This window comes from Acinetobacter baumannii (assembly GCF_009759685.1).
Lineage (GTDB): Bacteria > Pseudomonadota > Gammaproteobacteria > Pseudomonadales > Moraxellaceae > Acinetobacter > Acinetobacter baumannii.
The window spans coordinates 421279-446529 of sequence record NZ_CP046654.1 but is presented as its reverse complement, the minus strand read 5'-3'; the positions used below and the strand labels follow the sequence as shown (position 1 = coordinate 446529).

Sequence of the window (25251 nt, the reverse complement as noted above, 5' to 3'; positions counted from 1 at the left end):
AAGCGCCATTTTGAAGTAAAGGAAATAATTTTGACACCACATGCTTATGGGGTTGAAACATTGCCAGTACAGCGGTTTAACAAAACCGAATCTGAAAATGTCTTAGATCATATTGTGCAAGAGTACCCAATTGCCTTGGTATATAACGGTATTTCGCATGCGGTGATGATGGCGACACCGACTGATGTCGATTTATTTGCCAAAGGTTTTAGTCTTTCGGAAGGAATTTTAACTGGCTTAAAAGAGCTCTATGCCCTTGAGGTGCATCAAAATGAATTAGGCATTACGGTGGAAATGACCATTTCATCAAGAGCATTCGCCGCCCTAAAGGAACATCGCCGTATGATGGTAGGCCGTACAGGCTGCGGTTTATGTGGAATTGAAAGCTTAGAGCAGTTTCAGTTAGACGTGCCAAAAATTACAACGCATGCATCAAAAATATGGCTTGAGCAAATTCCGAGTGCTATTTCCCATTTAAAAACTCAACAAGAAATTACTGCTTTAACGGGTGGGGCGCATGCCGCAGCGTGGGTAGTTGACGGTCAAATCGTGGCTTTATTTGAAGATGTTGGCCGCCATAATGCCTTAGACAAATTGCTCGGTTATTTAGCGCAAGAAAACTACGACACCAGTTTAGGTTTTGTGGTGATGACCAGTCGGGCAAGTTATGAACTGATACGAAAATGTGCTCAGCTCAATATTAGCTTGCTTGCTTCAATTTCAGCACCTACCAGTATGGCCATTCAGTTAGCCAAGCAATCAGGCCTGACTTTGGCAAGCTTTTGTAGGGGCGATGGATTTGTTTTATATACGGAAATATAAAATATATCTTTTAATGTGAAGGAATTAGGGCTGGGTTCATTCGATATTCCTTTCACTTTTAAGCTAAGGTTAGTTTTTATAGATTATTATAAAATTCTAAAGGTTCAGAGTCTGTCCAAATGTCTTGGGTACAATCAATAAAAGAATGGGCAAAACGTCTAAAAAAACAAATTATTATGCTTTGGTTTGCCTCAAGGCATCCTCAAATGCCGTGGTTACCCAAAATTATTGCTGTGGTGGCGGTGGCTTATGCGTTTAGTCCAATCGACTTAATTCCAGACTTTATTCCTATTTTAGGCTTTATTGATGATGCGGTTATTTTACCCATACTGATTTGGTTAGCAGTTCGTTTTACGCCTCAACAAGTCATTTTCGATGCTGAACAACAAGCTAAAGAATGGCTAGATGAACATGAAAAGCGGCCAAAAAACTATTTGGTTGCCGTACTTATTATTTTAATTTGGCTCACACTTGCCGTGATGGCTTACTTTTATTTTGGCGGTGGTTTGTAAGTGAACTGAGTCTTGAAACCCTGTGCGAATTTAATACCCTTAACATTGTACTTTGCCACAACTCAAAGGATAATAACGTTTTTATAAGCTATGGGTTGCAGACCATGAAAATCGTCGCAGATGAAAATTTGGCGTTTACCGATTACTTTTTTTCAGAGTTTGGCGATATTCAACATAAAGCAGGGCGCACCTTAACGCATACAGACGTACAAGATGCTGAAGCTTTATTGGTTCGTTCAGTCACCGCAGTAAATGAAAGTTTAATTCAAAATACCGCCCTAAAATATGTGGGCAGTGCCACAATCGGGACCGATCATTTAGATATTCAAGCTTTAGAAAAGCAGGGCATTACATGGGCCAATGCCGCAGGTTGTAATGCACAGGCGGTTGCTGAATATGTGATTACAGCTTTACTGCATTTAGATGCTAGCCTTTTAGAACAACAAGAAAAATTTACGCTAGGTATTGTGGGTCTTGGCAATGTTGGTAAGCGCTTGGCCTATATGGCTCAGTTGCTTGGTTGGAAAGTGATTGGCTTTGACCCCTTTGTACAGTTAGATTCAATTGAAAATGTAAGCTTTCAAATCTTGTTGCAACAAGCTAATGCAGTTTCAATTCATGTACCGCTGACCAAAAAAGGCGAACATGCGACGTATCATCTGTTTGACGAAAAAGCTTTTGCAGCGTTTCAACCGAACACGATTTTAATTAATAGTGCACGCGGTCCGGTCGTAAAAGAAGCCGCTTTAATCGAAGACATTCAACGTACCCAGCGTAAAGTTGTACTTGATGTATTTGAGCATGAGCCAGTGATATCTGAAGAGCTTTTAAATATGTTGGCTTTGGCGACACCGCATATTGCAGGTTATAGCTTGGAAGGAAAAGCGCGTGGTACGCAAATGATTTATGAAGCGTTTTGTCAAAAATTTGGATATGACATTAATAAGCGTTTCGAAACCCAGTTACCTGCATGTGAAGACTATTTTTCAGGACATGATTTAAAAGCAGTGTTAAAGCAAAAAATATCTCAAATTTATGATATTGCTCAAGATGATGCCAACATCCGTGCCTGTGTTAAAGAGGGCAAGGTAGAGCAAAAAGCATTTGATTTATTACGTAAGAATTATCCGCTGCGCCGTGAATGGGCAGCTCACGGGGGACCACAGGCATGAGTTTAAGTTATCAACCTACTTGTTCAATTGATGCTTTAAAGGCTCGTGCCAAGCTCTATACCCAAATCCGTCAGTTTTTTGCAGAACGTGGGGTCATGGAAGTTGAAACACCCGTGGTTTCACAAGCAGGTGTGACTGACGTACATTTAGCCTCGGTTCAGGCTTTACGTCATATCAATGGCAAATTGCAGACTCAGTATTTACAGACTTCGCCTGAATTTGCCATGAAACGTCTACTGGCAAGTGGCAGCGGACCGATTTATCAAATCTGTAAGGTTTTCCGAGACGATGAGCACGGGCGCAAACACAACAGTGAATTTACCATGCTTGAATGGTACCGTCCGGGTCTGGACTTAAAAGCGTTAATGCACGAAACAGCCGATTTATTACAAACCTGTTTGCAGCATCGTTTTGGCGAAGTTCGTCCATTTATTTTAAGTTATAAGCATGCTTTTCAGGACCGTTTAGATATTAACCCGTTGCAAGCGACTTTGAAGCAACTTAAAGACACAGCAAATCGTGTTGGGTTAAATCTCGACTTGGGCGATGACCGTTTAGCTTATATGGATTTGTTGTTTTCTCATTTTGTTGAACCAAGTTTAGGGTTTGATGCACCTGTCTTTTTAACTGACTTTCCTCCAGAAATGGCATCTTTGGCAAAAGTGAAATTAGATGAAGATGGTGAAGAGGTCGCAGCGCGTTTTGAGGTTTATATCGAAGGCTTAGAGCTTGCCAATGCCTATGATGAATTGCTCGATTCAGACGTGTTGCGTTCTCGCTTTGAAGCAGATAATGCAGAGCGAGCTAAACAAGGACTTCATGTCATGCCATTAGATGAGCACTTGTTGGCTGCGTTACCTCATATGCCTGAATGTTCAGGGATCGCTTTAGGAGTTGATCGATTACTCATGGTTGCAACCGATCAACTTAAAATTGAAAAAGTCATCGCATTTCCAGCCGAAATTGCCTAAAAACAATGAAATAAAAAAGCCACAATAATGTGGCTTTTTTATTTAGAAATTATTTAAGTTAGGCTTGTTGAATACCTGCAACAACCCAATCTTGCTGTGAACCAACAGGTTTTACAAAGTGCCAGATTTCAGTAAATGGCTGTGGCAAGCTGTTTAAATCTTCACTTACTGTACCTGTGAAACGTACGCTCACAATGTATTGACCATTTTCAGTCGCACTGTCTACAACCATTGCATTTAAGTTACTAAACTCAGCAACGTCCTGATCTTGGTTCTCCATGATGTCGTTATACATAGAGTTGTAAAGTTCAGGGGTTAAGTAACGACGAATTTCTTCAATGTTACTTGCACTATTGATTGACTGAATGTGGTTAAAACGCTGACGGGCAACGCGTAAGAAAGAAGCAGGCTCACTACCATCTGGTAATTGGTTACCGCTATTCGTCGTTGCGCTACCAAAAGGAGCTTGTGTTGCTGCACCGCCACCTACAGATTGACCAAAGATATTGGTATTGTCACCTGTATTGGTTGGAGCTGCCGAGCGGCCAAATGGGTTTTGACCGCCATTATTTGGTGCATAAGGGTTATTAGCTGCTAATTTTTTTTTTGATCCCAATTTACGGAATACAAAGAAAGCTACAGCAGCTGCAAGTAATACCCAAAGCCAGCCAGGAATACCACCTTTTTTCTCTTCTTGGGCTTGAACAGCTTGTTCATTACCCGGTTGAGTTACTTGGTGTTCAGCTGATGTTGATTTGTCATCTGCTAAAGCATTTGCTGCAACAGCACCTACGGCAGCACCAGCCACACCAGCGGCAACCATTGAACCAACACCCGGACCAGATCTCTGAGGTGCTGTAGCAGGTTGTTGAACTGGAGTCACTTGACGAGGTTGTTGATAAGACTGGCTTGAAGTAGTAGAACGTGCCATACCGTGGCTTTTACCACCACCTGCACGTTTAGCTTCAGCAAGCGGAGAAATTGCTAAAGCAGCCATTAAAATACCGGTAATCAAGCCACGCTGGTGTACTTCCATAGGAAATTCCTGTTTAAAGTTAATTTGTAATAGTATTTATGCAGGTATTTACTCTAAATTTCAACCTTAAAAGTATGTTTTTTTATGTCAATTCATCACTAAGTTGCATCGCCTCAGTCAAGGCTTCATGCAGGCGGGCAACAGCAATCACTTGTACGCCCGGAATTGCTTTTTGCGGGGCATTACCTCTTGGTAAAATGACGTATTTAAACCCATGTTTTGCTGCTTCTTTTAAACGTTCCTGACCATTAGGTACAGGGCGGATTTCACCTGAAAGCCCAACTTCACCAAAAACTGCAAGCTGCTGAGGTAAGGCTTTTGTTCGCAAACTCGAAGCACATGCAAGTAAAACAGCCAAGTCCGAACCTGTTTCGGTAATTTTTAAACCACCTACAATATTGACATACACATCTTGTCCGGTGGTTTGTACACCCCCATGACGATGCATAACAGCAAGCAGCATGTTTAAACGGTTTTGTTCAAGACCAAGTGCAACACGTCTTGGTTGTCCTTGAGCATCATCGACTAAAGCCTGAACTTCAACTAAAAGTGGGCGAGTTCCTTCACGGCTAATCATGACAATTGAACCGGGAATGGCTTCGTCATAACGACTTAAAAAGATAGCAGAAGGGTTAGCCACTTCACGTAAGCCTTTATCGGTCATGCCAAATACGCCAAGCTCATTGACTGCACCAAAACGGTTTTTCACTGCACGAATCATTCGATAACGTGAGTCTGATTGGCCTTCAAAGTAAAGTACGCAGTCCACCATGTGTTCTAAAACACGAGGACCTGCCAATGCACCTTCTTTGGTCACGTGACCAACAATAAATAGCGCTGTGCCACTATTTTTTGCATAACGGGTTAATAACGCAGCAGATTCACGAATTTGTGAAACCCCACCCGGCGCAGATTGAAGCGTTTCTGTGTAAAGCGTTTGGATAGAGTCCAAGATTGCGACAACAGGACGTTCTTGTTCTAAAACTTCACAAATGCGTTCGACACAAGTTTCAGCCATGACTTTTAGCTGGTCTGTTGGCAGGTCAAGGCGTTGGGCGCGTAAGGCAACCTGTGACAGCGATTCCTCACCCGTAATATAAAGTGCAGAACTTTTTGCACTTGCCATGTGAGTTGCTGTTTGTAAAAGAATGGTCGATTTACCAATACCCGGGTCACCACCAATGAGTACTACAGAACCTGTCACCAAGCCACCACCAAGCACACGGTCAAATTCGCTAATACCTGTTGGTAAACGGGTTTCATGAGAAACAGAGACTTTATTAAGCGTTGTAATATTGGCGACTTGACCCGCATAACCCCCAACTTTAGGACGTGCACGATGAGCAGTGGTGGATTCTAGTTTGACTTCATTAAGACAATTCCATTCACCACACTCTGAACATTGACCTGCCCATTTTAGATGATCGGCACCACATTGCTCGCAACGGTAAACGGTTTTGACTTTGCTCATATTCGACTTCAGTGAGATAACTTCATAATCATTAAAAGCAGAGTATAGCAAAAAGCCCAATAGAGAACTTAATCGATATGGAATACATTTTGCTTAAGCTTCGGTGAGCAAAATTAAAGAGTAAATGTCATGTTTTAAAAATAGAGAGATAACGTAGTAGTCAGTCAAATTTCGAGAAAGTATTAGAAGCTCGAGAGGGAATTGGTAGTTAAAAAGTTGATCAATTGATATGGCTTTTTAATTTAAAAATCAAAGTAGTTCAAGTCTTAATTTTAGACTGAAAAGTGCGTTGTATTGCTAGGTTCTTGTGCGTATTATCGGATTTAATTGTATGTATCTTGAAATTATCAGCAATACAGACAAAAATTGGTTAGCTGAAAAGTTGTCAAAAAATATACATTTAAAAGATACCTGCAAATGGTGCGATATCGTCTTTTTGATTTGATTTTAGCTAACGGACTAAAAAAATTACTGGAGTGTATTCATAAAATGTCGAATCAAAATCTGAGCGACCCTCATGAACAAGGTGAGCTCCATCGTAGTCTCTCTAATCGGCATTTACAGCTGATCGCGATTGGTGGTGCCATCGGTACCGGATTATTTATGGGTTCAGGTAAAACAATTAGTCTTGCCGGACCTTCTATCTTATTTATTTATATGATTATTGGTTTGATGGTGTTTTTTGTCATGCGTGCGCTTGGCGAACTTCTTCTGTCAAATTTAACCTATAAATCATTTATTGATTTTTCTACCGATTTAATTGGCCCATGGGCTGGTTACTTCGTGGGTTGGACCTACTGGTTGTGTTGGATCACGATTGGTATCGCCGATCTGTCTGCAATTATTTATTACTTACAGTTCTTCAATAATGGCTTACCTTTCTCGCCTGTTGAAGGCGCAATGATTAGTGTTGCCGCGATTGTGTTCATTATGGGATTGAACTTATTAACAGTTCGATTGTTTGGTGAATTAGAGTTCTGGTTTGCACTTATTAAAATCCTTGCGATTATTATTTTAATTGCAGTGGGTCTGTGGATGATCTTTACAGGCTTTACGTCTACTACAGGTGAAGTCGCTTCATTTACTCATCTTTGGGCAAATGGCGGTTTCTTCCCAACAGGTGTGCATGGCTTCTTGGCTGGTTTCCAGATTGCAATTTTTGCTTTCGTGGGTGTTGAACTTGTGGGAACAACAGCCGCGGAAACTAAAGACCCTGAGCGTAATTTGCCTAAAGCGATTAACTCAATTCCAATCCGTATCATTATTTTCTATGTATTGGCGCTACTCATTGTAATGTCAGTAACACCATGGAACAGAATTGATCCAGCGATCAGTCCATTTGTAAACCTGTTTAGTCAAGCAGGGGTAGCGGCAGCCGCGATTTTGATGAACTTGGTGGTATTGTCATCAGTCATGTCATCCATGAACAGTGGTGTATTCTCAACAAGTCGTATGTTGTTTGGTTTATCTCGTGAAGATCAGGGGCCAAAAGCTTTTGGTAAGCTTAACAGACGTGCAGTACCGGCAAATGCATTGTATTTCTCTGCTGCGTGTTTATTGTTAGGTGCAGCATTACAGTATTTTGTACCAAATACAGTTGAAGCATTTACGCTTGCAACAACACTTTCAACGATTCTCTTCATCTGCGTATGGTTGCTTATTATCTGGAGTTACATCCGTTATTACACCACGCGTCCTGAACTGCATGCCAAATCAACATTTAAATTGCCAGGTGGCTTATTTACATGTTGGATCACGATTATTTTCTTTATTGGTATGATTTACGTATTGTCTTTAGAGCCAGACACCTTTAAAGCGCTTAAAGTCAGCCCAATTTGGTTTGTTATTTTGATCATTGGTTATTTCTTCTTCTATAAACCACGTCATAAAAAATAATTAAATTTATTTGGTTATGATCAAACGCTGGCTGAAAAGCTGGCGTTTTTTATGCATATTGTTTTTCTATTCAAGTTTACTCTTTAGCCGCTTGCCTGATCACGGTATACTGCATCGAATTGTTTAAATCAGGTGCTCAGATGCGTCGTGTCATTTGCCTCATCAGTTTATTGAGCAGCAGTATTTTGCTTAGCGCTTGCGGTCAGTCAGGAGCATTGCAGCTACCTTCTGATCCAAATTATGACAAACGTGCAAAATACTTGCTCTATCGTAATAAAGAACAGAAACAAGTTGTGCAACAAGATGAACAGGCTGAACAGTCAGTCGAATCATCAGCCGCTCAACCACAAACTACATCACCTTAAGCTTTGAAATAAGGACACCTTCATGAGTTTCACCCGCATTAATGGAGTATTGCATGCAGAGCAATGCTCTCTAGAGCAGCTTGCGCAGCAATTTGGCACACCGTTATATGTTTATTCAAAAGCAGCTTTTGAAAAACATTATTTAGATATGGATCGTGCCTTTGACTTTATTGATCATCAAATTTGTTTTGCGGTGAAGTCGAACTCAAATATAGCTGTTCTTAATGTTTTGGCAAAACTTGGTGCGGGTTTTGACATTGTGTCTGGTGGTGAGCTAGCACGTGTTTTAAAAGCAGGTGGCGATGCTTCTAAAATTGTTTTTTCAGGTTTAGGTAAAACTGAAGCTGATATTGAAACGTCATTAAATGTAGGTATTGCCTGTTTTAATGTCGAGTCTTATGCAGAGTTGGACCGTATTCAAAAAGTAGCAGCTCGCCTAGGCAAAAAAGCGCCTATTTCTTTACGTGTAAATCCTGATGTCGATGCAAAAACGCATCCTTATATTTCAACAGGATTAAAAGAAAATAAATTTGGTATTCCAAGTGATGCAGTTTATGAAACTTATCAATATGCTGCATCTTTACCTAACCTTGAAATCGTAGGTATTGATTGCCACATTGGTTCACAGCTCACTGAAACTAAACCATTTGTTGATGCTTTAGACCGTGTCATTGTGATGATTGATGAGTTGAAAAAACTAGGCATTAATCTGAAACATATCGATATCGGTGGTGGTTTAGGGGTTTGTTATAAAGATGAAACACCGCCAAGTGTTGAAGAATATGCAAACTCTATGAAGCCGGCTTTAGAAAAATTAGGCTTGAAAGTTTATATGGAGCCGGGTCGTAGCATCAGTGCAAATGCAGGTGTACTTTTAACCAAAGTTGATTTGCTTAAACCAACGACGCATCGTAACTTCGCGATTATTGATGCAGCAATGAATGATTTAATTCGTCCTGCTTTATATGAAGCTTGGATGGATATTCAACCTGTTGTACCACGTACAGATACCGTAGAAAAAACTTGGGATTTGGTTGGTGCAATTTGTGAGACAGGTGATTTCATTGGTAAAGACCGCTCACTCGCATTACAAGAAAATGACTTGTTGACTGTACTTGGTGCCGGGGCTTATGGTTTTGTCATGAGCTCAAATTACAACACGCGTGGCCGTGCAGCAGAAGTCATGGTATCAGGTGAAAAAAGCTATTTAATTCGTGAACGTGAAACGGTTGAGTCGCTTTGGGAAAAAGAACGTTTATTGCCTGAGGAGTAAATGAGATGTTATTAGAATTTACCAAAATGCATGGTTTAGGCAATGATTTCATGGTGGTTGATCTAATTAGCCAAAGAGCTTATTTAGATACTGCAACAATTCAACGTTTGGCAGACCGACACTTTGGTGTGGGGTTTGATCAGCTTTTAATTGTTGAACCACCAGATGTACCCGAAGCTGATTTTAAATACCGTATTTTCAATGCAGATGGTTCTGAGGTTGAGCAATGTGGTAATGGTGTGCGTTGTTTTGCCCGTTTTGTCCACGAACGTCATTTAACCAATAAAACCAACATTACCGTACAAACCAAAGCGGGTATTGTAAAGCCAGAGCTTGGGCAAAATGGTTGGGTGCGTGTAAATATGGGTTACCCAAAGTTTCTACCAAACGAAATTCCATTTGTTGCCGAAGAGCCAGAAGCTTTATATACCCTTGAGCTGGCAAATGACCAAAACATTAGTATTGATGTGGTCAACATGGGTAACCCACACGCGGTCACTATAGTTCCAGATGTGCTTACTGCTGATGTAGCAGGTATTGGCCCGCAAGTTGAATCACATAAACGTTTCCCTGAACGCGTTAATGCTGGTTTCATGCAAGTGATTGATGACAAGCATGTTCGCTTACGTGTATTTGAACGTGGTGTGGGTGAAACACTTGCGTGTGGTACAGGAGCTTGTGCTGCTGCGGTAAGTGGCATGCGCCGTGGTCTACTTGCGAACTCTGTAGAAGTTGAACTTGCTGGCGGTAAGCTACAAATTGAATGGCAAGAAGGCGATGTGGTCTGGATGACTGGTCCAACAACTCATGTATATGATGGACGTTTGGATTTACGTTATTTCCAAGGTTAATTACGATTTTTTTTAGGGGAAAGATCTTAAAATAAGGTCTTTCCCCTATGTTTTTACAAGAATAAATATTGAGAGAAAAATGCAAAATAAAATTAGAGGAGCAATTTATGGTTTGCTGATTGGTGATGCAGTCGGTGTACCATATGAATTTCATTCAGATTTGCAGCTTCCACTTTACTCACATATTGATATGATTCCACCTAAAGATTTTAGGCGGACTTATCCAGATATTCCAATTGGAACATGGTCAGATGATGGAGCTCAGGCTCTATGCTTATTGGCATCACTATTACATTGTCAGAAACTCGATAGTATCGATTTTGCTAACCGTCTTCGCAATTGGTACCGTTATGGTTATATGGCGGTTGATTATCAAGTGTTTGATATTGGAGTGCAAACTGCTCAGGCGTTACAACGTTATGAAGCTGGGGTGTCTGTAGAAGAGATGGCTAATACAGATGAACATTCGAATGGTAATGGAGCGTTGATGCGCACATTGCCTTTGGCATTATGGTATAGGGGATCTGATCAGCAATTAGTTGAGTTAGCCTATCAGCAGTCTCATTTGACCCATGCTCATCTTCGATCAAAAATTTGCTGTGCTTTATATTGCTTATGGGCAAAGTGTTTATTAAAAGGACAATCAGTTAATAATGCTTGGAAATCTAGTATTTCCATACTGATGCAACTTTATAAAAATAGTGTTAATGAACAACAAGAACTCAATCATATTATTGATTCAACACATGAGAAAAAAATATCGGGCAGCGGTTACGTAGTGGATTGTTTACATTCAGCTCGTTTCGCTCTGCAACAAGATAATTATGAAGATGTCATTAAAACAGCTATTGCTTTAGGACAAGATACTGATACAACCGCTTGTGTTGCAGGAGGATTGGCAGGAATTGTGTTTGGATATGAAGGGATACCACAAATATGGTTACAGCAGTTAAGAGGGAAAGAAATACTAAAACCATTATTAACCCAATTAGAAGAAGCATGATATGAATTTAATTTTCTTACCCGGTGCATCAGGCAGTACGACATTTTGGCATCCCCTAATTGAAAAATTACCTCAGCAGTATCGTGCAAAAATTATTGGTTATCCCAGTTTTGGAGATACACCAGAATCCTTAGAAGTCAAAAGTTTTGAAGACCTAACAAATTATGTGGTCAATCAAATTCATGATGAGTCTGTAATTATTGCTCAATCTATGGGGGGAATTTTTGCAGTTACCGCAGCGTTGCAAAAACCTCAATTAGTAAAAGGGCTGGTCTTGATTGCAACTTCTGGTGGAATCAACCTTGAACCATTTAATGTGCAAGACTGGCGTGAAGCATACCGCCAAGCATTTTTAAAATATCCAGATTGGTTTATTACCACCAATGCCAATTATGAAGAATTTTTGTCAGATATAAATATTAAAACTTTATTAATCTGGGGTGATAACGATCCGGTGAGTCCAGTTCAGGTAGGTCAATATTTAAATCAAAAGTTTGAAAATTCGACTTTATATGTTGTGAAAGGTGGTGACCATCAATTAGCAGAAAAATATGCCGATGAAGTTGCAGTTCAAATAAAAAATTACTTAAAAGGCCTAATGTAAGTTTTTAAGTATTATTTAGCGTGCTATGTGTTAGCACGCTTTTAAAAATTTACCTTTTACTCAACGCTAATTTCAAAGCGAATAGAACAAAAATACTGCCCGTAATTCGGTCCATATATTTTACAAACTTGGGTTGCTTTAGATAGCGCGAAAGTGGCTGCATAGCCAGAATTAATAGACTTGACCATAACACGCCAATCACCACATGAATCATTACTAGTCCCATTACCCAAGTAACAGCCGATGCTTGCGCTGGAATGAACTGGGGAAGAAATGAAATATAAAAAATACCAACTTTTGGATTGAGCAAGTTGCCAAAGAAACCTTTAATAAACCAATTCTCTGAAGTAGAGCGATTTGAATGATTGTCTTGTATATCTGCGAGCTGACTACGAGGTTTTAAAATCATATTTAAACCCAACCATGCTAAATAAGCGGCGCCCATCCATTTCAATATATTGAATGCTAAGTCGGATGCCATCAGTAGGGCACCTAGACCGCATGCCACGACAATTCCCCAAGCAATACAGCCAAGACTAATTCCTAGAGCTGCTTGAAACGCTTTAGATTTTCCTTCAAGTGTTGCAGTACGAATAATTAAAGTTGTATCTAAACCAGGGGTAAGGGTAAGTAAAGTAATGGCAATTACATAAGGAATGAGTATAGCGGTCATGGTGTAAGGTCCAACGGATACTTGGTATAAATTGTAATATATAAGTTGGATTCATTATGCTGTGCGATATCAAATTTTCCTGATTAAATAGTTTTTGGTACACTCAAAAAAATGGGCAAATAAATGGAGAGCAATTTGGATTTTGCATTACAACTGCTCTCAATGTGGTTAAAAGAAAGAAAAATTCAAAACCAGTCTGAGCATACAATTACCGCTTATGAGCGAGATGTTAAAAGCTTCCTTGAATTTTGTGAGCTTAAAAAAGTTGATTTAAGAAATGTTGAAGCTTCAGATTTGCGTGAATATTTGGCTCAACGTGTTGAGCAAGATCAGTTAAGTTCAAGTAGCATGCAACGTCATCTTACTTCTATTCGTCAGTTTATGAAGTGGGCTGAACAGGGCAAATACCTAGAAATTAATCCTACTGACGATTTTAAATTGAAACGTCAGCCTAGACCTTTACCGGGCATGATTGACATAGAAACGGTTAATCAAATTTTAGATCAACCCATGCCTGAAAAACCAATTGATCAGCAGCTTTGGTTAAGAGATAAAGCCATGTTGGAACTACTGTACTCAAGTGGTTTACGGCTCGCTGAACTGCAAGGCTTAACGATTAAAGATATTGATTTTAATCGTCAACTCGTTCGTATCACGGGCAAAGGAAATAAAACCCGTATTGTACCGTTTGGGAAAAAGGCAAAAGAAAGCTTATTGAATTGGCTAAAAATTTATAACATCTGGAAAGGACATTTTGACCAAAATGCTCCCGTTTTCATTTCACAGCGAGGCGGTGCATTAACCCCTAGGCAAATTGAAAAGCGTGTAAAACTTCAGGCACAAAGAGCGGGTGTAAATGTCGATTTACACCCACATTTACTTCGACATTGTTTTGCTAGCCATATGTTATCAAGTAGTGGTGATTTACGTTCAGTTCAAGAGATGTTAGGTCATAGCAATTTATCGACTACTCAAATTTATACACATATTGATTTTGATCATTTGGCCCAAGTGTACGATCAGGCCCATCCACGAGCCACTAAGCATTAAGCCGCTTTAACTGGATTAAAAAGCAGAATGTAGAGATCATTTGTATTTTTTTACAAATTTGTTTAAAAGAAATCGATGAAATTACCCAATTGACCATTTTGATCTTTGCACATTTTGTCGGCATATATAGTCTAAAAACTATAAATTTTGATTCATTTTTGAGAGTCTTATGCCTCTGACTAATAAGGTAAATAAGATAAAAAGATAATAAAAATCAAGGTATAAAATAGACTTTAAAAAGAATAAAATAGGAGTTAGATATGTATAAAAATTTTTTTATGAACTGATGATTTCATTTTTTTTGCCCCGTTCCAGAAAATTGTGACTTGACCGAAATGCCAAACACATTGCAAGATAGGGTACCTAAAAAATTTTAATCGAAGAGTTAATATACTTTTCTCAACATTTACTTTTGCTAGAACAGCCGAGGATTACATGAAGGCTCTTGTTGCTGTAAAACGTGTGGTTGATGCCAACGTTAAAGTTCGTGTTAAGCCGGACAATAGTGGGGTTGACCTTACCAACGTTAAAATGTCAATTAACCCATTTTGTGAAATCGCAGTGGAAGAAGCGGTTCGCTTAAAAGAAAAAGGAACAGTATCAGAAATCGTTGTTGTTTCTATTGGTCCTAAAGAAGCTCAAGAACAAATCCGTTCTGCAATGGCTTTGGGTGCAGACCGCGGTATTTTAGTTGAAACTACTGACGAAATTGGCGCTCTAGAAGTTGCTAAAATCTTAAAAGGTGTTGTTGACGCTGAAAAACCAGAACTTATCCTTCTTGGTAAACAAGCAATTGATGATGACTCTAACCAAGTAGGTCAAATGCTTGGTGCATTATTAGGCGCTGGTCAAGGTACGTTTGCTTCTGAAGTGAAAGTGGATGGCGGTAAAGTACAAGTGACTCGTGAAATCGACGGTGGTTTACAAACTGTTGAACTTGCACTTCCTGCAATCATTACAACTGACTTGCGTTTAAACGAGCCACGTTACGCTGCATTGCCTAACATCATGAAAGCTCGTAAAAAACCGCTTGATACAAAATCTCCTGCTGATTACGGTGTTACAGCTGGTACTAAGCTTAAAACGATTAAAGTTGAAGCGCCTGCAGAACGTAAAGCTGGTGTACAAGTGAAATCTGTAGATGAGCTTGTTGAAAAATTGAAAAATGAAGCGAAAGTGATCTAATACGGAAGGATAAAATCATGAGTATTTTAGTTATCGCTGATCACAACAACCAGACACTTAACGGTGCTACTTTAAACGTTGTTGCTGCAGCTCAAAAAATCGGTGGTGATATTACTGTATTAGTTGCTGGTTCAGGCGCTCAAGCAGTTGCTGACGCTGCTGCTAAAGTTGCTGGTGTGAGCAAAGTATTACTTGCTGACAACGCTGCTTATGCAAACCAATTAGCTGAAAACGTAGCTGGCTTAGTTGCTGACTTGGCTAAAGGTTACAAATACGTTTTAGCTGCTTCTACTACAACTGGTAAGAACATTCTTCCACGCGTTGCTGCGCTTCTTGATGTAAGCATGATCACAGACATTATTTCTGTTGAATCTGCGAACACATTCAAGCGTCCAATCTATGCTGGTAACGCAATTGCAACTGTTCAATCTGACGAAGCAATCATTGTTGGTACTGTTCGTGGTACAGCATTTGATCCAGTTGCTGCGGAAGGTGGTTCAGCTGCTGTTGAAACAGTTGGCGAAGTAAAAGATGCTGGTGTTTCTAAGTTTGTATCTGAAGAAATCGTTAAACTTGATCGTCCAGAATTAACTGCGGCTCGTATTGTAGTTTCTGGTGGTCGTGGTGTAGGTTCTGGTGAGAACTACCACAAAGTACTTGACCCATTAGCTGACAAGCTTGGTGCAGCACAAGGTGCTTCACGTGCAGCAGTTGATGCAGGCTTTGTACCTAACGACTTCCAAGTTGGTCAAACTGGTAAAATCGTTGCACCTGAGCTTTACATTGCTGTAGGTATTTCTGGTGCGATCCAGCACTTGGCTGGTATGAAAGATTCTAAAGTTATTGTTGCTATCAACAAAGACGAAGAAGCACCAATCAACAGCGTTGCTGACTACTGGTTAGTTGGTGATTTGAACGCTGTAGTACCAGAGTTGGTATCTAAGCTTTAATCTTTATTGATTAAAGTTAAAAACCCCTAGTTTTGAACTAGGGGTTTTTTGTTTTTACAGTCTGAAGTTAGAAGTAAAAATTAGAAAATTTATGCTTTGGATGTTTGATTTTTATAAAATAAAATTCACATAGTTTTGATTAGGCATGAAGATAATGATTGCAGCTAAAAGAGTAGAATAATATGCAATTAAATTATACAAATATCACCAGATTGGCAGTGTAGATTCCGCACATTACAAAGCGCTTTTATGCTATAGTATACAGCTATATTTTTTTCGATTTTAGTTCACTTTCCGGAACTAAATTTTTTGCAAGATCAAGACATATAAACGGATAGAAATATCTATCTGTAAGAAGGAGTATGCATGAGCGTATCGGAAATCCGACCGATTGCCATTGAGGACGAACTCAAGCATTCATATTTAGATTACGCGATGAGTGTAATTGTATCTCGTGCATTGCCGGATGTGAGAGACGGTCTTAAACCTGTTCACCGTCGTGTGCTTTATGCCATGCACGAATTGGGCAATGACTATAACAAAGCCTACAAGAAATCTGCTCGTGTCGTTGGGGACGTAATCGGTAAATATCACCCGCATGGTGACTCAGCTGTTTATGAAACCATTGTTCGTATGGCTCAAGACTTTAGCTTACGTTATTTATTGGTTGATGGTCAGGGTAACTTCGGTTCGATCGATGGCGATAGCGCCGCGGCAATGCGTTATACCGAAGTCCGTATGACTAAGCTGGCACATGAGCTTCTTGCAGATTTAGAAAAAGACACAGTTGACTGGGAAGATAACTACGACGGTTCGGAACGTATCCCTGAAGTACTTCCGACACGTGTTCCAAACTTGTTAATCAACGGTGCTGCGGGTATTGCTGTAGGTATGGCAACTAACATGGCACCACACAACATGACAGAAGTTGTGAATGCTTGTTTGGCTTATGCTGATAATCCGAATATCTCGATTGAAGGATTGATGGAATACATTACCGGTCCTGATTTCCCTACAGGCGGTATTATCTACGGTAAATCAGGTATTGTTGATGCCTACCGTACCGGTAAAGGTCGTTTACACATTCGTGGTAAATACCATTTCGAAGAAGATGAAAAGACAGGTCGTACAACCATCGTCTTTACTGAAATTCCATATCAAGTAAACAAAGCAAGAGTTATTGAACGTATTGCCGAGTTAGTAAAAGAGAAAAAGCTTGAAGGTATTTCAGAACTTCGTGATGAGTCAGATAAAGAAGGTATGCGTATTGCAATTGACTTGAAACGCGGTGAAAACGCAGAAGTCGTTGTAAATAACTTATTCTTAAATACCCAGCTTGAAAACTCATTCAGCATCAACATGGTTTGTCTAGACAATGGACAACCAAAATTGATGAATCTAAAAGATATTATTGCGGCATTTATTCGTCACCGCCAAGAAGTTGTGACACGCCGTACCATGTTCGAATTACGTAAAGCACGTGAACGTGGTCATATCTTGGAAGGCTTGACAGTTGCTTTAGCCAATATTGATGAAATTATTGAAACCATCAAAACTTCTGCAAACCCTGCTGAAGCGCGTGAGCGTTTACTTGCGGGAGAGTGGGCTGGTGGTGGCGTTGTTGCACTACTTGAAAAAGCTGGTGCAATTTCTGTTCGCCCAGATGAAATTGAAGGTGAAGATCCAAATCGTCCATTTGGTTTAAGTGATTCAATTTATCGTCTGTCACCAACACAAGTAGGCGCAATTTTAGAATTACGTTTACACCGTTTAACTGGTCTTGAACAAGACAAGTTACATGCGGAATATACTGAAATTTTAGGTCAAATTGCTGAACTTACTGCAATTTTAAATGACTTTAACTTGTTAATGGGTGTTATTCGCGAAGAGTTGGCACAAGTTTTACAACAATATGGCGATGCACGTCGTACCGAAATTGTTGAATCTCGTGTGGATTTCTGCCGTGAAGATTTAATTCCTGAAGAGCAAGTGGTATTAACGGTTTCGCAAACGGGTTATGCAAAAACTCAACCACTTTCAGACTATCAGGCACAGCGCCGTGGTGGACGTGGTAAGTCTGCAACCTCAATGAAAGATGATGACTTTATTCAACATCTGATTGTGGCATCGAACCATGCGACCGTACTTTGCTTTACCAATGTGGGTAAAGTGTATCGTCTGAAAGTATTTGAAGTTCCTCAAGCATCACGTGGGGCAAAAGGCCGTCCAATCGTGAACTTGTTACCTCTAGATGCAACAGAAACCGTAACTGCAATCTTGCCGTTAACCGAGTTCCCGGAAAACCACTATGTGTTTATGGCGACAGCTTCTGGTACGGTTAAGCGTGTTGAGTTAGAACAATTTGCAAACATTCGTTCAAATGGTCTACGTGCTATTGAACTTAATGAAGAAGATACCTTAATTGGTGTTGCGATTACTGATGGTAATCAGCAAATCATGTTGTTCTCTAACGAAGGTAAAGCAATTCGTTTTGCTGAAACTGACGTACGTGCAATGGGTCGTACAGCGAAAGGTGTACGTGGTATGCGTGTAAGCTTTGCAAGCAGCACCTTAAGTGAAGAAGATGCAGATGTAGAAAATGATGATTCAGATGATAATGATGATTCAGCAGATTCAAGTCTAGTAAGTCGCATCGTATCGCTTGTTGTTGTGCCTGAGACAGGTGAAGTACTGTGTGCGAGTGCCAACGGCTATGGTAAACGTACTCCAGTAAATGACTTCCCGACCAAGAAACGTGGTGGTAAGGGTGTTATTGCGATCAAGACAAGTGAACGTAACGGTGAGCTAGTTGGTGCAGTTTCTATTGATGAAACCAAAGAGTTATTATTAATTTCTGATGGTGGTACGCTTGTTCGTACGCGTGCTGCAGAAGTTGCAATGACAGGCCGTAATGCTCAAGGTGTTCGTCTGATCCGTTTAAGCGAAGAAGAAACGCTCGTTGGCGTAGTTTCAATTGAAGCTGTAGAAGACGAAGAAGAACTTCTTGAAGGTGAAGTAGATACGACTGAAACTGATAGCGAAGAAGCTGTATCTAATAATGAAGATACTTCTGAAGAGTAAAACGTTTTAAAATAAAAAAAGGAAGCTTCGGCTTCCTTTTTTTATTTCTGGTTTATTTCGAGGGATGGAAAATAAACACATCATAGTTTTTGTAATGCAAAGTTTTTACTGACGGGTCTTTAGTTGCAAAATTATGAGGTTGACTTATCACGATCAGATCTTGTTTTTGCATTAGAGCATCTTGAAGCTGCTGTTCGCTCCACAAGTACTTTTTGAGTTGCGGTTCAAATAACAAACCATCTTTAATTTCTAAAGAGGCACTATCTGAATGTACAGTATCCCATTGGTTTACGATATAAACGGGCTGCTTAAGTTTTAAAAGGAATGGAACATCATAGAAATAATAATTGTAGAAAACGATTTTTGTAGATGGGGCAATGTACTCAGCAAAATCTGTTTGGCCTACATTGTTTTTGGTATCTAAAATACGAACAGCAAATGGGACTGCACTACATAGAACAATTAAACTTATAAAAATATAGGTCAAATATTTCAATTTCTGTTTTTTATATAGCCCAACTAACACAAGTGGAAGCACAATTAATAAGGCACCAATGAGATAAATAAATATGGCTTGGTTTTGGAAAAAAGGCTGATGTGCACGAATAAAATGTGGTATTGCACTAACGCCAATTCCAACAAGTATAGTAAATACAGGAATACCCCAAGTCTGCAATCTGGTTTTATTACTGCTTTCAAGAACCTTATTCATCACAAGCGCGAAGAAAATGGCAAGAGGCGGAACAGCAGGTAAAATATAGCCTGCTAGCTTAGAAGGCGGAATAGAGAAGAAAACCGTAACAGAAACAAACCACCATACAAATAGGGCAAGTAAAGAGCATGATTTATAATCTTTAAAAATGGTTTTTATAGACGTAAATCTACTCGCAAAAAGCCATGGTAAAAAACTGACAAATAAAATCATAAGATAAAAGCACCATGGCTGTTTGTTATTAAACTCTTTTGAACTAAAACGATTAAATTGTTGATCAATAAAAAATAGTGTAAAAATTGAGGATATTTACTTTGTACTAAGTAGAGCCAAGGACTAACGATGAGTAGAAATAACAAGATAGCCAATGGATTAAGAAGAGAAGGTATTTTCTTCCATTGCTTGGTGTAAATTAACCACGGTAAAAGAATCATCCCGGGAATTAAAATCCCAATTAAACCTTTGCTTAAGAAGGCTGCTGCACCAGCGATATAACCTAAAAATAAAATAGATTTCTGTGCAGAAATGGTGAAGTCAACAAAACATAAAACACTAATGGTGATCCAAGAGGCGAGCAGTAAATCATGGTTAATATATTGGCTACTACCAAAAAAAAGCAGGTTAGTGGCTAAAATAATAACGGTAAGTTGTGCAACGCTTTCTGAAATATGCTTTTTTACGAATAAAAATAATCCCACTAACATGAGGGTACCAGCCAAAACAGGTACTAAACGTAACACCCATACATGCACACCAAAAAGCTCCATAAACATAGAACTTAACCAATGTAGTAAAGGAGGCTTATGCATGAAAGGTAAGCCATCGATTCGTGGAGTTAACCAGTCTCCAGATTCGAACATAGTACGGCTAATATCTCCGTAGCGGCCTTCATCTGGTACAGATAATGGTCTAATCCAAGACAAAACAAATAGCCAAATCGGTAAGAATATTAATAAAAATTTGGAACTACGAAGCCATTGCTGCATACATAATCCTTAATGTTGAAATGCAAAAAAACGGTTAAGTAAAAAAGTCACCATAGATGTCAGAACAATTGCAGTACACACTAAGGTTGAAACAGGTACGTTAAAATAGAGGTTTGAAAGTAAAAGAAAACTTTCATTAAATAAAAAACCTAAGCCGGCAACCAACGTGAATTTTGGGAGAGTCTGCCGATGCGTAAGATGTTGCGCTTTAAACGTAAAAACGCGGTGCCCAAAATAGCTCACCCAATAGGCGAGTAGAAAAGCGCATAAATTGGCATATTGCAGTGCAACATGTTTCTTAAATAGAAGCATGGCTATACTATAATGAGTAAGTGCTGCTGCGGTCCCTGTAGTAGTAAACCGCGCAAACTGAAGAATATGAGCAAACATTAGAAACTAGAGAACGTATTTTCTTGGTGGGCGATTGAATGTTCCTGCTTAGTACGAGAATGTTCGGTAGAAATAATATATTTTGGGCGGTTTTTAACTTCAGCATAAATGCGGCCAATGTATTCACCTAAAATTCCTATGAATAACAATTGTATGCCACCTAATAGCGTCATACCTGCCGCAAGTGTTGCCCAGCCTGGAATAGAAATTCCCTCAATCAAAGTTTTAATGATAATCCACACTCCGTAGCTCATCGCACCTAAGGCCAGAATTGCACCTAAGTAAATACATACGCGTAAAGGTAAATCAGAAAAACCCGTTAAACCTGACATGGCCAAGTTAAAAAGAGATTTTAAGTTGAAGCTAGAACGGCCATGTTGACGTTCTTGCTCAGAAAAATTAATGCCTATACTTTTAAAGCCAACCCAAGCATATAGACCTTTCATATAACGATTTTTTTCTGGTAACTGTTTGATGGCTTCAACAACTTTTGCATCAAGAAGTCGGAAATCTCCAGCACTTTCTGGAATATCAATAGGTGAACTTAAGTTTAAAATACGGTAATAAGCTTGGGTTAAAACACGTTTAAGCCATGATTCGGTTGTACGATTACGAATACCATAGACCATGTCATAACCATTTTTCCAAAGATTAATCATGGTTGGAATTGCTTCAAATGGATGTTGAAAATCAGCATCAATCAGTAGAGCGACTTCACCAGTCACATGGTCTAAACCGGCACTTAAAGCTGCTTCTTTGCCAAAGTTCCGTGAAAGCTCCAGCACAACTAAAGGATAATCCTCAATCATTGTTTGTAAAATTGGAATGGTATCGTCTTTACTTCCATCATCTACCACAATAATTTCATAGCTAAGATTTTGCTGTTTTAGACTATTTGCTAAAGCAGGAATAAAGGTTTTTAAATTCTCTGCTTCGTTGTAGGCTGGAACAACGCAGGATAAAAAGGGTTTTATATTCATTGCATTGCCCCTAGTCTGGTGAGCTGGATACCGTATTGTTGACAATCAAGTTGGAACTGATCCGAACTGAAGTATTGATATTCTTGAATTCGGGCGTGTTGAATTGGATCTTGATCCTTTGATTGTGCAAGTGCTGGATGGCACATAATCAGTAAATGGTCTTTTGCATTCGCAAGCCAATATTGATTGAGTTCGCCATAATTGGTCAGTTTGAAATCATAGATGCCAGCAAATTGGCCATTTTGATTAAAGTGATATGTCTGGCAAGCTTTTGCCAAAGAGTTAGAACCTAATGCTGAGAGCATACGAGCTTTAAAACGGTAATGAGGGGGATTGATCGGTTGTTGTAAATTTCGAATCCAACCCGTAAATTTTTTCTCTTTTAGTAATTGCAGCAAAATATCACGTATAAATGGAAATTGATGAATGTGTTGATGACCATCTATAAAGTCAGGTTGTTTTCCTAATACTGAAACAAATAAGTCCCATTGCTCCTCAATACATTGAGTGATTAATTCGCGATTAAGACTTGCAGACCATGCTCGGACTATAAGCATAGGTAAGGGAAAAACCAGATTACCCGAAGCGAAAGCATGGGTAAGATTTAGATGTAAACCGAAATCAACTCGATCACTAAACGGTTTTAATTTGGCAGCAGCAGTTTCCCATAAATCAGATTGGGTCATACATGAGGTGGCTTGAAGCGCACCTTGTTCAATAAGTTGAATAATTGCGTCAGATATTTCTGCATTCATTGCAAAGTCATCTGCGCAATAGCACACCTTTGCCATATTTAAATTCCACCATAGGGCAGGGTTACAGAATTATTCTGCTTAGCTGCTGAAAAACTATACGTTTTTTAATATGGAGAAATTTCCTTAATTCCAACTTAAAGTTTTCTTAAGGTTTTATGACAATTGATGTAAATTAATTTATTGAATTTATTTGATTTTTTATAAAATTTAAGTCAATTTTTTTAAGAAATAAGCTTTAACTATAAGATTTTATAGTAATTAAAAATATAATTTGTACACTTTGATTAGCCTATGAATAAGTTTATTTAGATACTTTTAAACGTGAATAGGCAGTAATTAAAAATATAACCCCAATAGTCGCAAGAAAAATTAATTTCGGGGCCACGACATTTAAAGGAACGCCCATTTGATTAAGTTGTACAAACATCTGTACGGCGTATGTAGAGGGTAAACACCAAGCAAACCATTGCAACCATTCAGGCATGGCTTGATGAGGCCAGGCGGCACCAGTTAATAAGAAAAGAGGAACTGAGCTAAATACAATAATATGTCCAGCACGTTCCGGTATATCTAAAAGTGAGCCAATCAGCATACCTAATCCAATTACACAGCTAATAAAAATAGGAACGGCGACTAGCAAACCGACAAAGTTTCCACCGTGTGGATAGTCATTGAACCACAAGGTAAAACCAAAAAGATAAAAACTTCCTAAACAACCAATTGTAAAGATACTGGCAAAAATTCCTGCAAAACGAATAGGGGTAATTTTTTCATGTTGTTCGCGGTAACTTGCAACCAGCATGGCCAGACCTAACACAATTGTTTGGTGAATAATAAGTGATGCAACTGCAGGAAAAATATAACTACCGTAGCCTGAAAGCGTATTAAATAAAGGCATTTGGTGAATAGAAAGAGCAGGCTGGAAGTGTGTACGTTGTCCAAACCTTTCAATATATTCCTTTAAGGTTGCTTCAATAGAAGTGGCAAGACCTAACCCAATTTCTTTAGTTTTTAAAAAGTTGGTTGTGCTTAAGTATAAGCCGATTCCGCCAGTTTCTCCGCGGCGTAAGCTCTGCGTTAAATTGCTTGGTAAAAGTAAAATACCATCGGCTTTTTGTTCGCGAACCATTTGTTCAGCTTCAAGAAAATTACCAGTGACATCAACAATTTTAACGTGAGGGCTATTGGCTGTTTGACCAATGACTTGAGAAGTTAAAAGACTTTGTTCTTCATCAACAATGACAATTGGAATTGATTCTGCGCGCTCAGCTTTATAGGCTGTCGGATAAAAAAAACTATAAAGAATGACGGATAAAATAAGTGTTGTGAAAACTGAACTGTTACTCACAATATCTTTAAATGTTTGAACGTAAGCCTTTAAAAATTCCTTCATGGTGTTGCTCCTTGAACCAGTTTTTTAAGCAGCAAACAACTTAAAAAGAAATAAATAAGGCAGTAGCCAATAAGTATTAAGAAAGGAGACATTGAAATGAAAAGTGGACTTCCAATCACCCATTGTTCGGTCTGGAGCTTTGCATAAGGGGTGTACGGAATTATCAATGACCAAAATTTAGTGAAAATCGGTGCATTATTTAAAGGTAGAGTAACGCCTGCAAAACTTAAAGAAGATCCGCCATATACTGCAATAAAACCAAAAGTTTTACTTAAATTTTTGGTCGCGAGAATGACGGTACTACTAATTAAAGCATAGGAAAAATAAAGCAAGAACTGAGCAGCTAATAAGAAACTTAGTGAACCTGCTACAAACCAGCCTCGAATTTCAACCAGCCAAAACATCCATAACCAAGTCCAGAAACAGAAAATAAAGCTATACAGCAAATTTTTAGCCAATAAGCCTTGAATAAAACTTTCTCGGTTCACCCACTGTGTTAGTGTGCCGCGTTTAATTTCTTGTCCAATGGCAAATGCCACACAGCAACATAGTAATAAATGTAATACGGCTGGAACCATGAAGGGTTCTAAATAGAACTCATAGCTCATACTCGGGTTATAAAGCGTTGAAATTTTGACGTGTGCTGTAGGTACATCTATATAGGGAATATTATTTGCAAGATAATTCTGGCCAGCATAGTCTGCTAAAGCATTGAGAGTGCTGACTAACATCGCCGAGGAAATCGTGTTCCCGACACTAAAAAAAGATTGGTTAAAAGCAATACTGATTTGAGCATCTTTAGCTTTCACAAAACGTTTTTCGGCACCATCCGGAATAAAAATATAACCCCATATTTTGGTTTCATTGAGTAATCTCTCGGCTTCACTTGAGCTTGTAGTAATTGTTTTTACATCGACTGTATGATTTAGCGAAAGATACTTTCCAATATTACGGCTCAGTTCACTCTGGTCTTGATCAATAATGGCAATGGGTAAATGTTCAGCTTTACCTGCATAAAACATGCTGCTAAACAAAAAAATGATAAAAGCAGGGATGAGTGTCACCATACACAAATCCCATTTATTGCTTCTTAAATAGTTTAGTTCACGTAATATGCTGG

Annotated in this window: 22 protein-coding genes and 1 pseudogene; 14 read left to right on the top strand and 9 right to left on the bottom strand. The window is 39.1% G+C overall.

Going from position 1 to position 25251, the window contains the following annotated elements:
* Nucleotides 1–30: 30 nt before the first annotated feature.
* The 4 genes from fdhD (at nt 31) to epmA (ending at nt 3477) form a co-directional block, all read left to right on the top strand.
* Nucleotides 31–822 (top strand): formate dehydrogenase accessory sulfurtransferase FdhD, encoded by a 792-nt coding sequence (gene fdhD / locus GO593_RS02185; RefSeq protein ID WP_000187626.1) that lies wholly within the window; start codon nt 31–33, stop codon nt 820–822.
* A 119-nt stretch (nt 823–941) separates the two neighbouring features.
* Entirely contained in the window at nt 942–1334 is a 393-nt protein-coding gene (locus GO593_RS02180) for a YkvA family protein (RefSeq protein ID WP_000119198.1), read from the top strand.
* Nucleotides 1335–1438: 104 nt separating this feature from the next.
* Nucleotides 1439–2506: a 4-phosphoerythronate dehydrogenase gene (locus GO593_RS02175; protein WP_000706084.1), complete on the top strand. Its 1068-nt coding sequence runs from the start codon at nt 1439–1441 to the stop codon at nt 2504–2506.
* On the top strand, nt 2503–3477 hold the full coding sequence (gene epmA / locus GO593_RS02170; RefSeq protein ID WP_000059546.1) for an EF-P lysine aminoacylase EpmA: 975 nt from the start codon (nt 2503–2505) through the stop codon (nt 3475–3477). The genes GO593_RS02175 and epmA overlap by 4 nt, the downstream gene beginning before the upstream one ends.
* Before the next feature lie 58 nt (nt 3478–3535).
* Here epmA and GO593_RS02165 read toward each other — a convergent pair whose 3' ends face one another.
* Nucleotides 3536–4513 (bottom strand): Tim44 domain-containing protein, encoded by a 978-nt coding sequence (locus GO593_RS02165; RefSeq protein WP_000451848.1) that lies wholly within the window; start codon nt 4511–4513, stop codon nt 3536–3538.
* A gap of 82 nt (nt 4514–4595) precedes the next feature.
* Nucleotides 4596–5984, bottom strand: a complete 1389-nt coding sequence (gene radA, locus GO593_RS02160) for a DNA repair protein RadA (RefSeq protein WP_000048862.1) — start codon at nt 5982–5984, stop codon at nt 4596–4598.
* 489 nt (nt 5985–6473) lie between these two features.
* Here radA and GO593_RS02155 point away from each other — a divergent pair, with 489 nt between their 5' ends.
* The 6 genes from GO593_RS02155 to GO593_RS02130 all read left to right on the top strand — a co-directional run bounded on the left by GO593_RS02155 (nt 6474) and on the right by GO593_RS02130 (nt 11976).
* Complete coding sequence (locus tag GO593_RS02155; protein ID WP_000070815.1) at nt 6474–7880, top strand: amino acid permease; 1407 nt, start codon at nt 6474–6476, stop codon at nt 7878–7880.
* Nucleotides 7881–8020: 140 nt separating this feature from the next.
* Nucleotides 8021–8245: an LPS translocon maturation chaperone LptM gene (gene lptM / locus GO593_RS02150; RefSeq protein WP_001255198.1), complete on the top strand. Its 225-nt coding sequence runs from the start codon at nt 8021–8023 to the stop codon at nt 8243–8245.
* Nucleotides 8246–8267: 22 nt separating this feature from the next.
* The gene (lysA, locus tag GO593_RS02145; protein ID WP_000011146.1) at nt 8268–9518 is read left to right on the top strand and encodes a diaminopimelate decarboxylase; all 1251 of its coding nucleotides are present in this window, start codon (nt 8268–8270) and stop codon (nt 9516–9518) included.
* A 5-nt stretch (nt 9519–9523) separates the two neighbouring features.
* Nucleotides 9524–10369, top strand: coding sequence for a diaminopimelate epimerase (gene dapF / locus GO593_RS02140; RefSeq protein WP_000923484.1), 846 nt, complete (start codon nt 9524–9526; stop codon nt 10367–10369).
* Between the two features lie 79 nt (nt 10370–10448).
* Nucleotides 10449–11372: an ADP-ribosylglycohydrolase family protein gene (locus GO593_RS02135; RefSeq protein ID WP_001180020.1), complete on the top strand. Its 924-nt coding sequence runs from the start codon at nt 10449–10451 to the stop codon at nt 11370–11372.
* A 1-nt stretch (nt 11373) separates the two neighbouring features.
* Nucleotides 11374–11976, top strand: coding sequence for an alpha/beta fold hydrolase (locus tag GO593_RS02130; RefSeq protein WP_001048908.1), 603 nt, complete (start codon nt 11374–11376; stop codon nt 11974–11976).
* Nucleotides 11977–12025: 49 nt separating this feature from the next.
* Here the strand turns inward: GO593_RS02130 and GO593_RS02125 are convergent, their stop codons facing one another.
* Nucleotides 12026–12649 carry a LysE family translocator gene (locus GO593_RS02125; protein ID WP_000125214.1) on the bottom strand — a complete coding sequence of 208 codons (624 nt, stop codon included), beginning with the start codon at nt 12647–12649 and terminating at the stop codon, nt 12026–12028.
* Nucleotides 12650–12811: 162 nt separating this feature from the next.
* Here GO593_RS02125 and xerA point away from each other — a divergent pair, with 162 nt between their 5' ends.
* From xerA to gyrA, 4 genes are all read left to right on the top strand, one after another.
* Nucleotides 12812–13699, top strand: coding sequence for a site-specific tyrosine recombinase/integron integrase (gene xerA, locus GO593_RS02120; protein WP_162540417.1), 888 nt, complete (start codon nt 12812–12814; stop codon nt 13697–13699).
* 435 nt (nt 13700–14134) lie between these two features.
* Nucleotides 14135–14884 (top strand): electron transfer flavoprotein subunit beta/FixA family protein, encoded by a 750-nt coding sequence (locus GO593_RS02115; protein ID WP_000646179.1) that lies wholly within the window; start codon nt 14135–14137, stop codon nt 14882–14884.
* A 17-nt stretch (nt 14885–14901) separates the two neighbouring features.
* Nucleotides 14902–15834: an electron transfer flavoprotein subunit alpha/FixB family protein gene (locus GO593_RS02110; RefSeq protein WP_000025985.1), complete on the top strand. Its 933-nt coding sequence runs from the start codon at nt 14902–14904 to the stop codon at nt 15832–15834.
* A 366-nt stretch (nt 15835–16200) separates the two neighbouring features.
* A complete protein-coding gene (gene gyrA / locus GO593_RS02105) occupies nt 16201–18915 on the top strand; it encodes a DNA gyrase subunit A (RefSeq protein WP_000116449.1) in 2715 nt (904 codons plus the stop codon).
* A 52-nt stretch (nt 18916–18967) separates the two neighbouring features.
* On the opposite strand, the pseudogene GO593_RS02100 reads toward gyrA, so the two are convergent.
* From GO593_RS02100 to GO593_RS02075, 6 genes and pseudogenes are all read right to left on the bottom strand, one after another.
* Nucleotides 18968–20613: pseudogene (locus GO593_RS02100) on the bottom strand (ArnT family glycosyltransferase).
* A 9-nt stretch (nt 20614–20622) separates the two neighbouring features.
* A complete protein-coding gene (locus tag GO593_RS02095) occupies nt 20623–21003 on the bottom strand; it encodes a GtrA family protein (RefSeq protein ID WP_000457358.1) in 381 nt (126 codons plus the stop codon).
* Complete coding sequence (locus GO593_RS02090; RefSeq protein ID WP_001022407.1) at nt 21003–21983, bottom strand: glycosyltransferase family 2 protein; 981 nt, start codon at nt 21981–21983, stop codon at nt 21003–21005. The genes GO593_RS02095 and GO593_RS02090 overlap by 1 nt, the downstream gene beginning before the upstream one ends.
* Nucleotides 21980–22774 carry a ChbG/HpnK family deacetylase gene (locus GO593_RS02085; RefSeq protein ID WP_001140931.1) on the bottom strand — a complete coding sequence of 265 codons (795 nt, stop codon included), beginning with the start codon at nt 22772–22774 and terminating at the stop codon, nt 21980–21982. Before GO593_RS02085 ends, GO593_RS02090 begins: the two co-directional genes overlap by 4 nt.
* Before the next feature lie 265 nt (nt 22775–23039).
* Nucleotides 23040–24131, bottom strand: a complete 1092-nt coding sequence (locus tag GO593_RS02080) for an A1S_2622 family ABC transporter permease subunit (RefSeq protein ID WP_000657715.1) — start codon at nt 24129–24131, stop codon at nt 23040–23042.
* On the bottom strand, nt 24128–25198 hold the full coding sequence (locus GO593_RS02075) for an ABC transporter permease (protein ID WP_000258018.1): 1071 nt from the start codon (nt 25196–25198) through the stop codon (nt 24128–24130). The genes GO593_RS02080 and GO593_RS02075 overlap by 4 nt, the downstream gene beginning before the upstream one ends.
* Nucleotides 25199–25251 lie beyond the last annotated feature (53 nt).

Excerpts from the sequence above, each read along its gene's own strand:
- GO593_RS02180 (WP_000119198.1), top strand. The coding sequence starts at position 942 with ATGTCTTGGGTACAATCAATAAAAGAATGGGCAAAACGTCTAAAAAAA.
- GO593_RS02175 (WP_000706084.1), top strand. The coding sequence starts at position 1,439 with ATGAAAATCGTCGCAGATGAAAATTTGGCGTTTACCGATTACTTTTTT.
- epmA (WP_000059546.1), top strand. The coding sequence starts at position 2,503 with ATGAGTTTAAGTTATCAACCTACTTGTTCAATTGATGCTTTAAAGGCT.
- GO593_RS02165 (WP_000451848.1), bottom strand. The coding sequence starts at position 4,513 with ATGGAAGTACACCAGCGTGGCTTGATTACCGGTATTTTAATGGCTGCT.
- radA (WP_000048862.1), bottom strand. The coding sequence starts at position 5,984 with ATGAGCAAAGTCAAAACCGTTTACCGTTGCGAGCAATGTGGTGCCGAT.
- GO593_RS02155 (WP_000070815.1), top strand. The coding sequence starts at position 6,474 with ATGTCGAATCAAAATCTGAGCGACCCTCATGAACAAGGTGAGCTCCAT.
- lptM (WP_001255198.1), top strand. The coding sequence starts at position 8,021 with ATGCGTCGTGTCATTTGCCTCATCAGTTTATTGAGCAGCAGTATTTTG.
- lysA (WP_000011146.1), top strand. The coding sequence starts at position 8,268 with ATGAGTTTCACCCGCATTAATGGAGTATTGCATGCAGAGCAATGCTCT.
- dapF (WP_000923484.1), top strand. The coding sequence starts at position 9,524 with ATGTTATTAGAATTTACCAAAATGCATGGTTTAGGCAATGATTTCATG.
- GO593_RS02135 (WP_001180020.1), top strand. The coding sequence starts at position 10,449 with ATGCAAAATAAAATTAGAGGAGCAATTTATGGTTTGCTGATTGGTGAT.
- GO593_RS02130 (WP_001048908.1), top strand. The coding sequence starts at position 11,374 with ATGAATTTAATTTTCTTACCCGGTGCATCAGGCAGTACGACATTTTGG.
- GO593_RS02125 (WP_000125214.1), bottom strand. The coding sequence starts at position 12,649 with ATGACCGCTATACTCATTCCTTATGTAATTGCCATTACTTTACTTACC.
- xerA (WP_162540417.1), top strand. The coding sequence starts at position 12,812 with ATGTGGTTAAAAGAAAGAAAAATTCAAAACCAGTCTGAGCATACAATT.
- GO593_RS02115 (WP_000646179.1), top strand. The coding sequence starts at position 14,135 with ATGAAGGCTCTTGTTGCTGTAAAACGTGTGGTTGATGCCAACGTTAAA.
- GO593_RS02110 (WP_000025985.1), top strand. The coding sequence starts at position 14,902 with ATGAGTATTTTAGTTATCGCTGATCACAACAACCAGACACTTAACGGT.
- gyrA (WP_000116449.1), top strand. The coding sequence starts at position 16,201 with ATGAGCGTATCGGAAATCCGACCGATTGCCATTGAGGACGAACTCAAG.
- GO593_RS02095 (WP_000457358.1), bottom strand. The coding sequence starts at position 21,003 with ATGTTTGCTCATATTCTTCAGTTTGCGCGGTTTACTACTACAGGGACC.
- GO593_RS02090 (WP_001022407.1), bottom strand. The coding sequence starts at position 21,983 with ATGAATATAAAACCCTTTTTATCCTGCGTTGTTCCAGCCTACAACGAA.
- GO593_RS02085 (WP_001140931.1), bottom strand. The coding sequence starts at position 22,774 with ATGGCAAAGGTGTGCTATTGCGCAGATGACTTTGCAATGAATGCAGAA.
- GO593_RS02080 (WP_000657715.1), bottom strand. The coding sequence starts at position 24,131 with ATGAAGGAATTTTTAAAGGCTTACGTTCAAACATTTAAAGATATTGTG.
- GO593_RS02075 (WP_000258018.1), bottom strand. The coding sequence starts at position 25,198 with ATGGTGACACTCATCCCTGCTTTTATCATTTTTTTGTTTAGCAGCATG.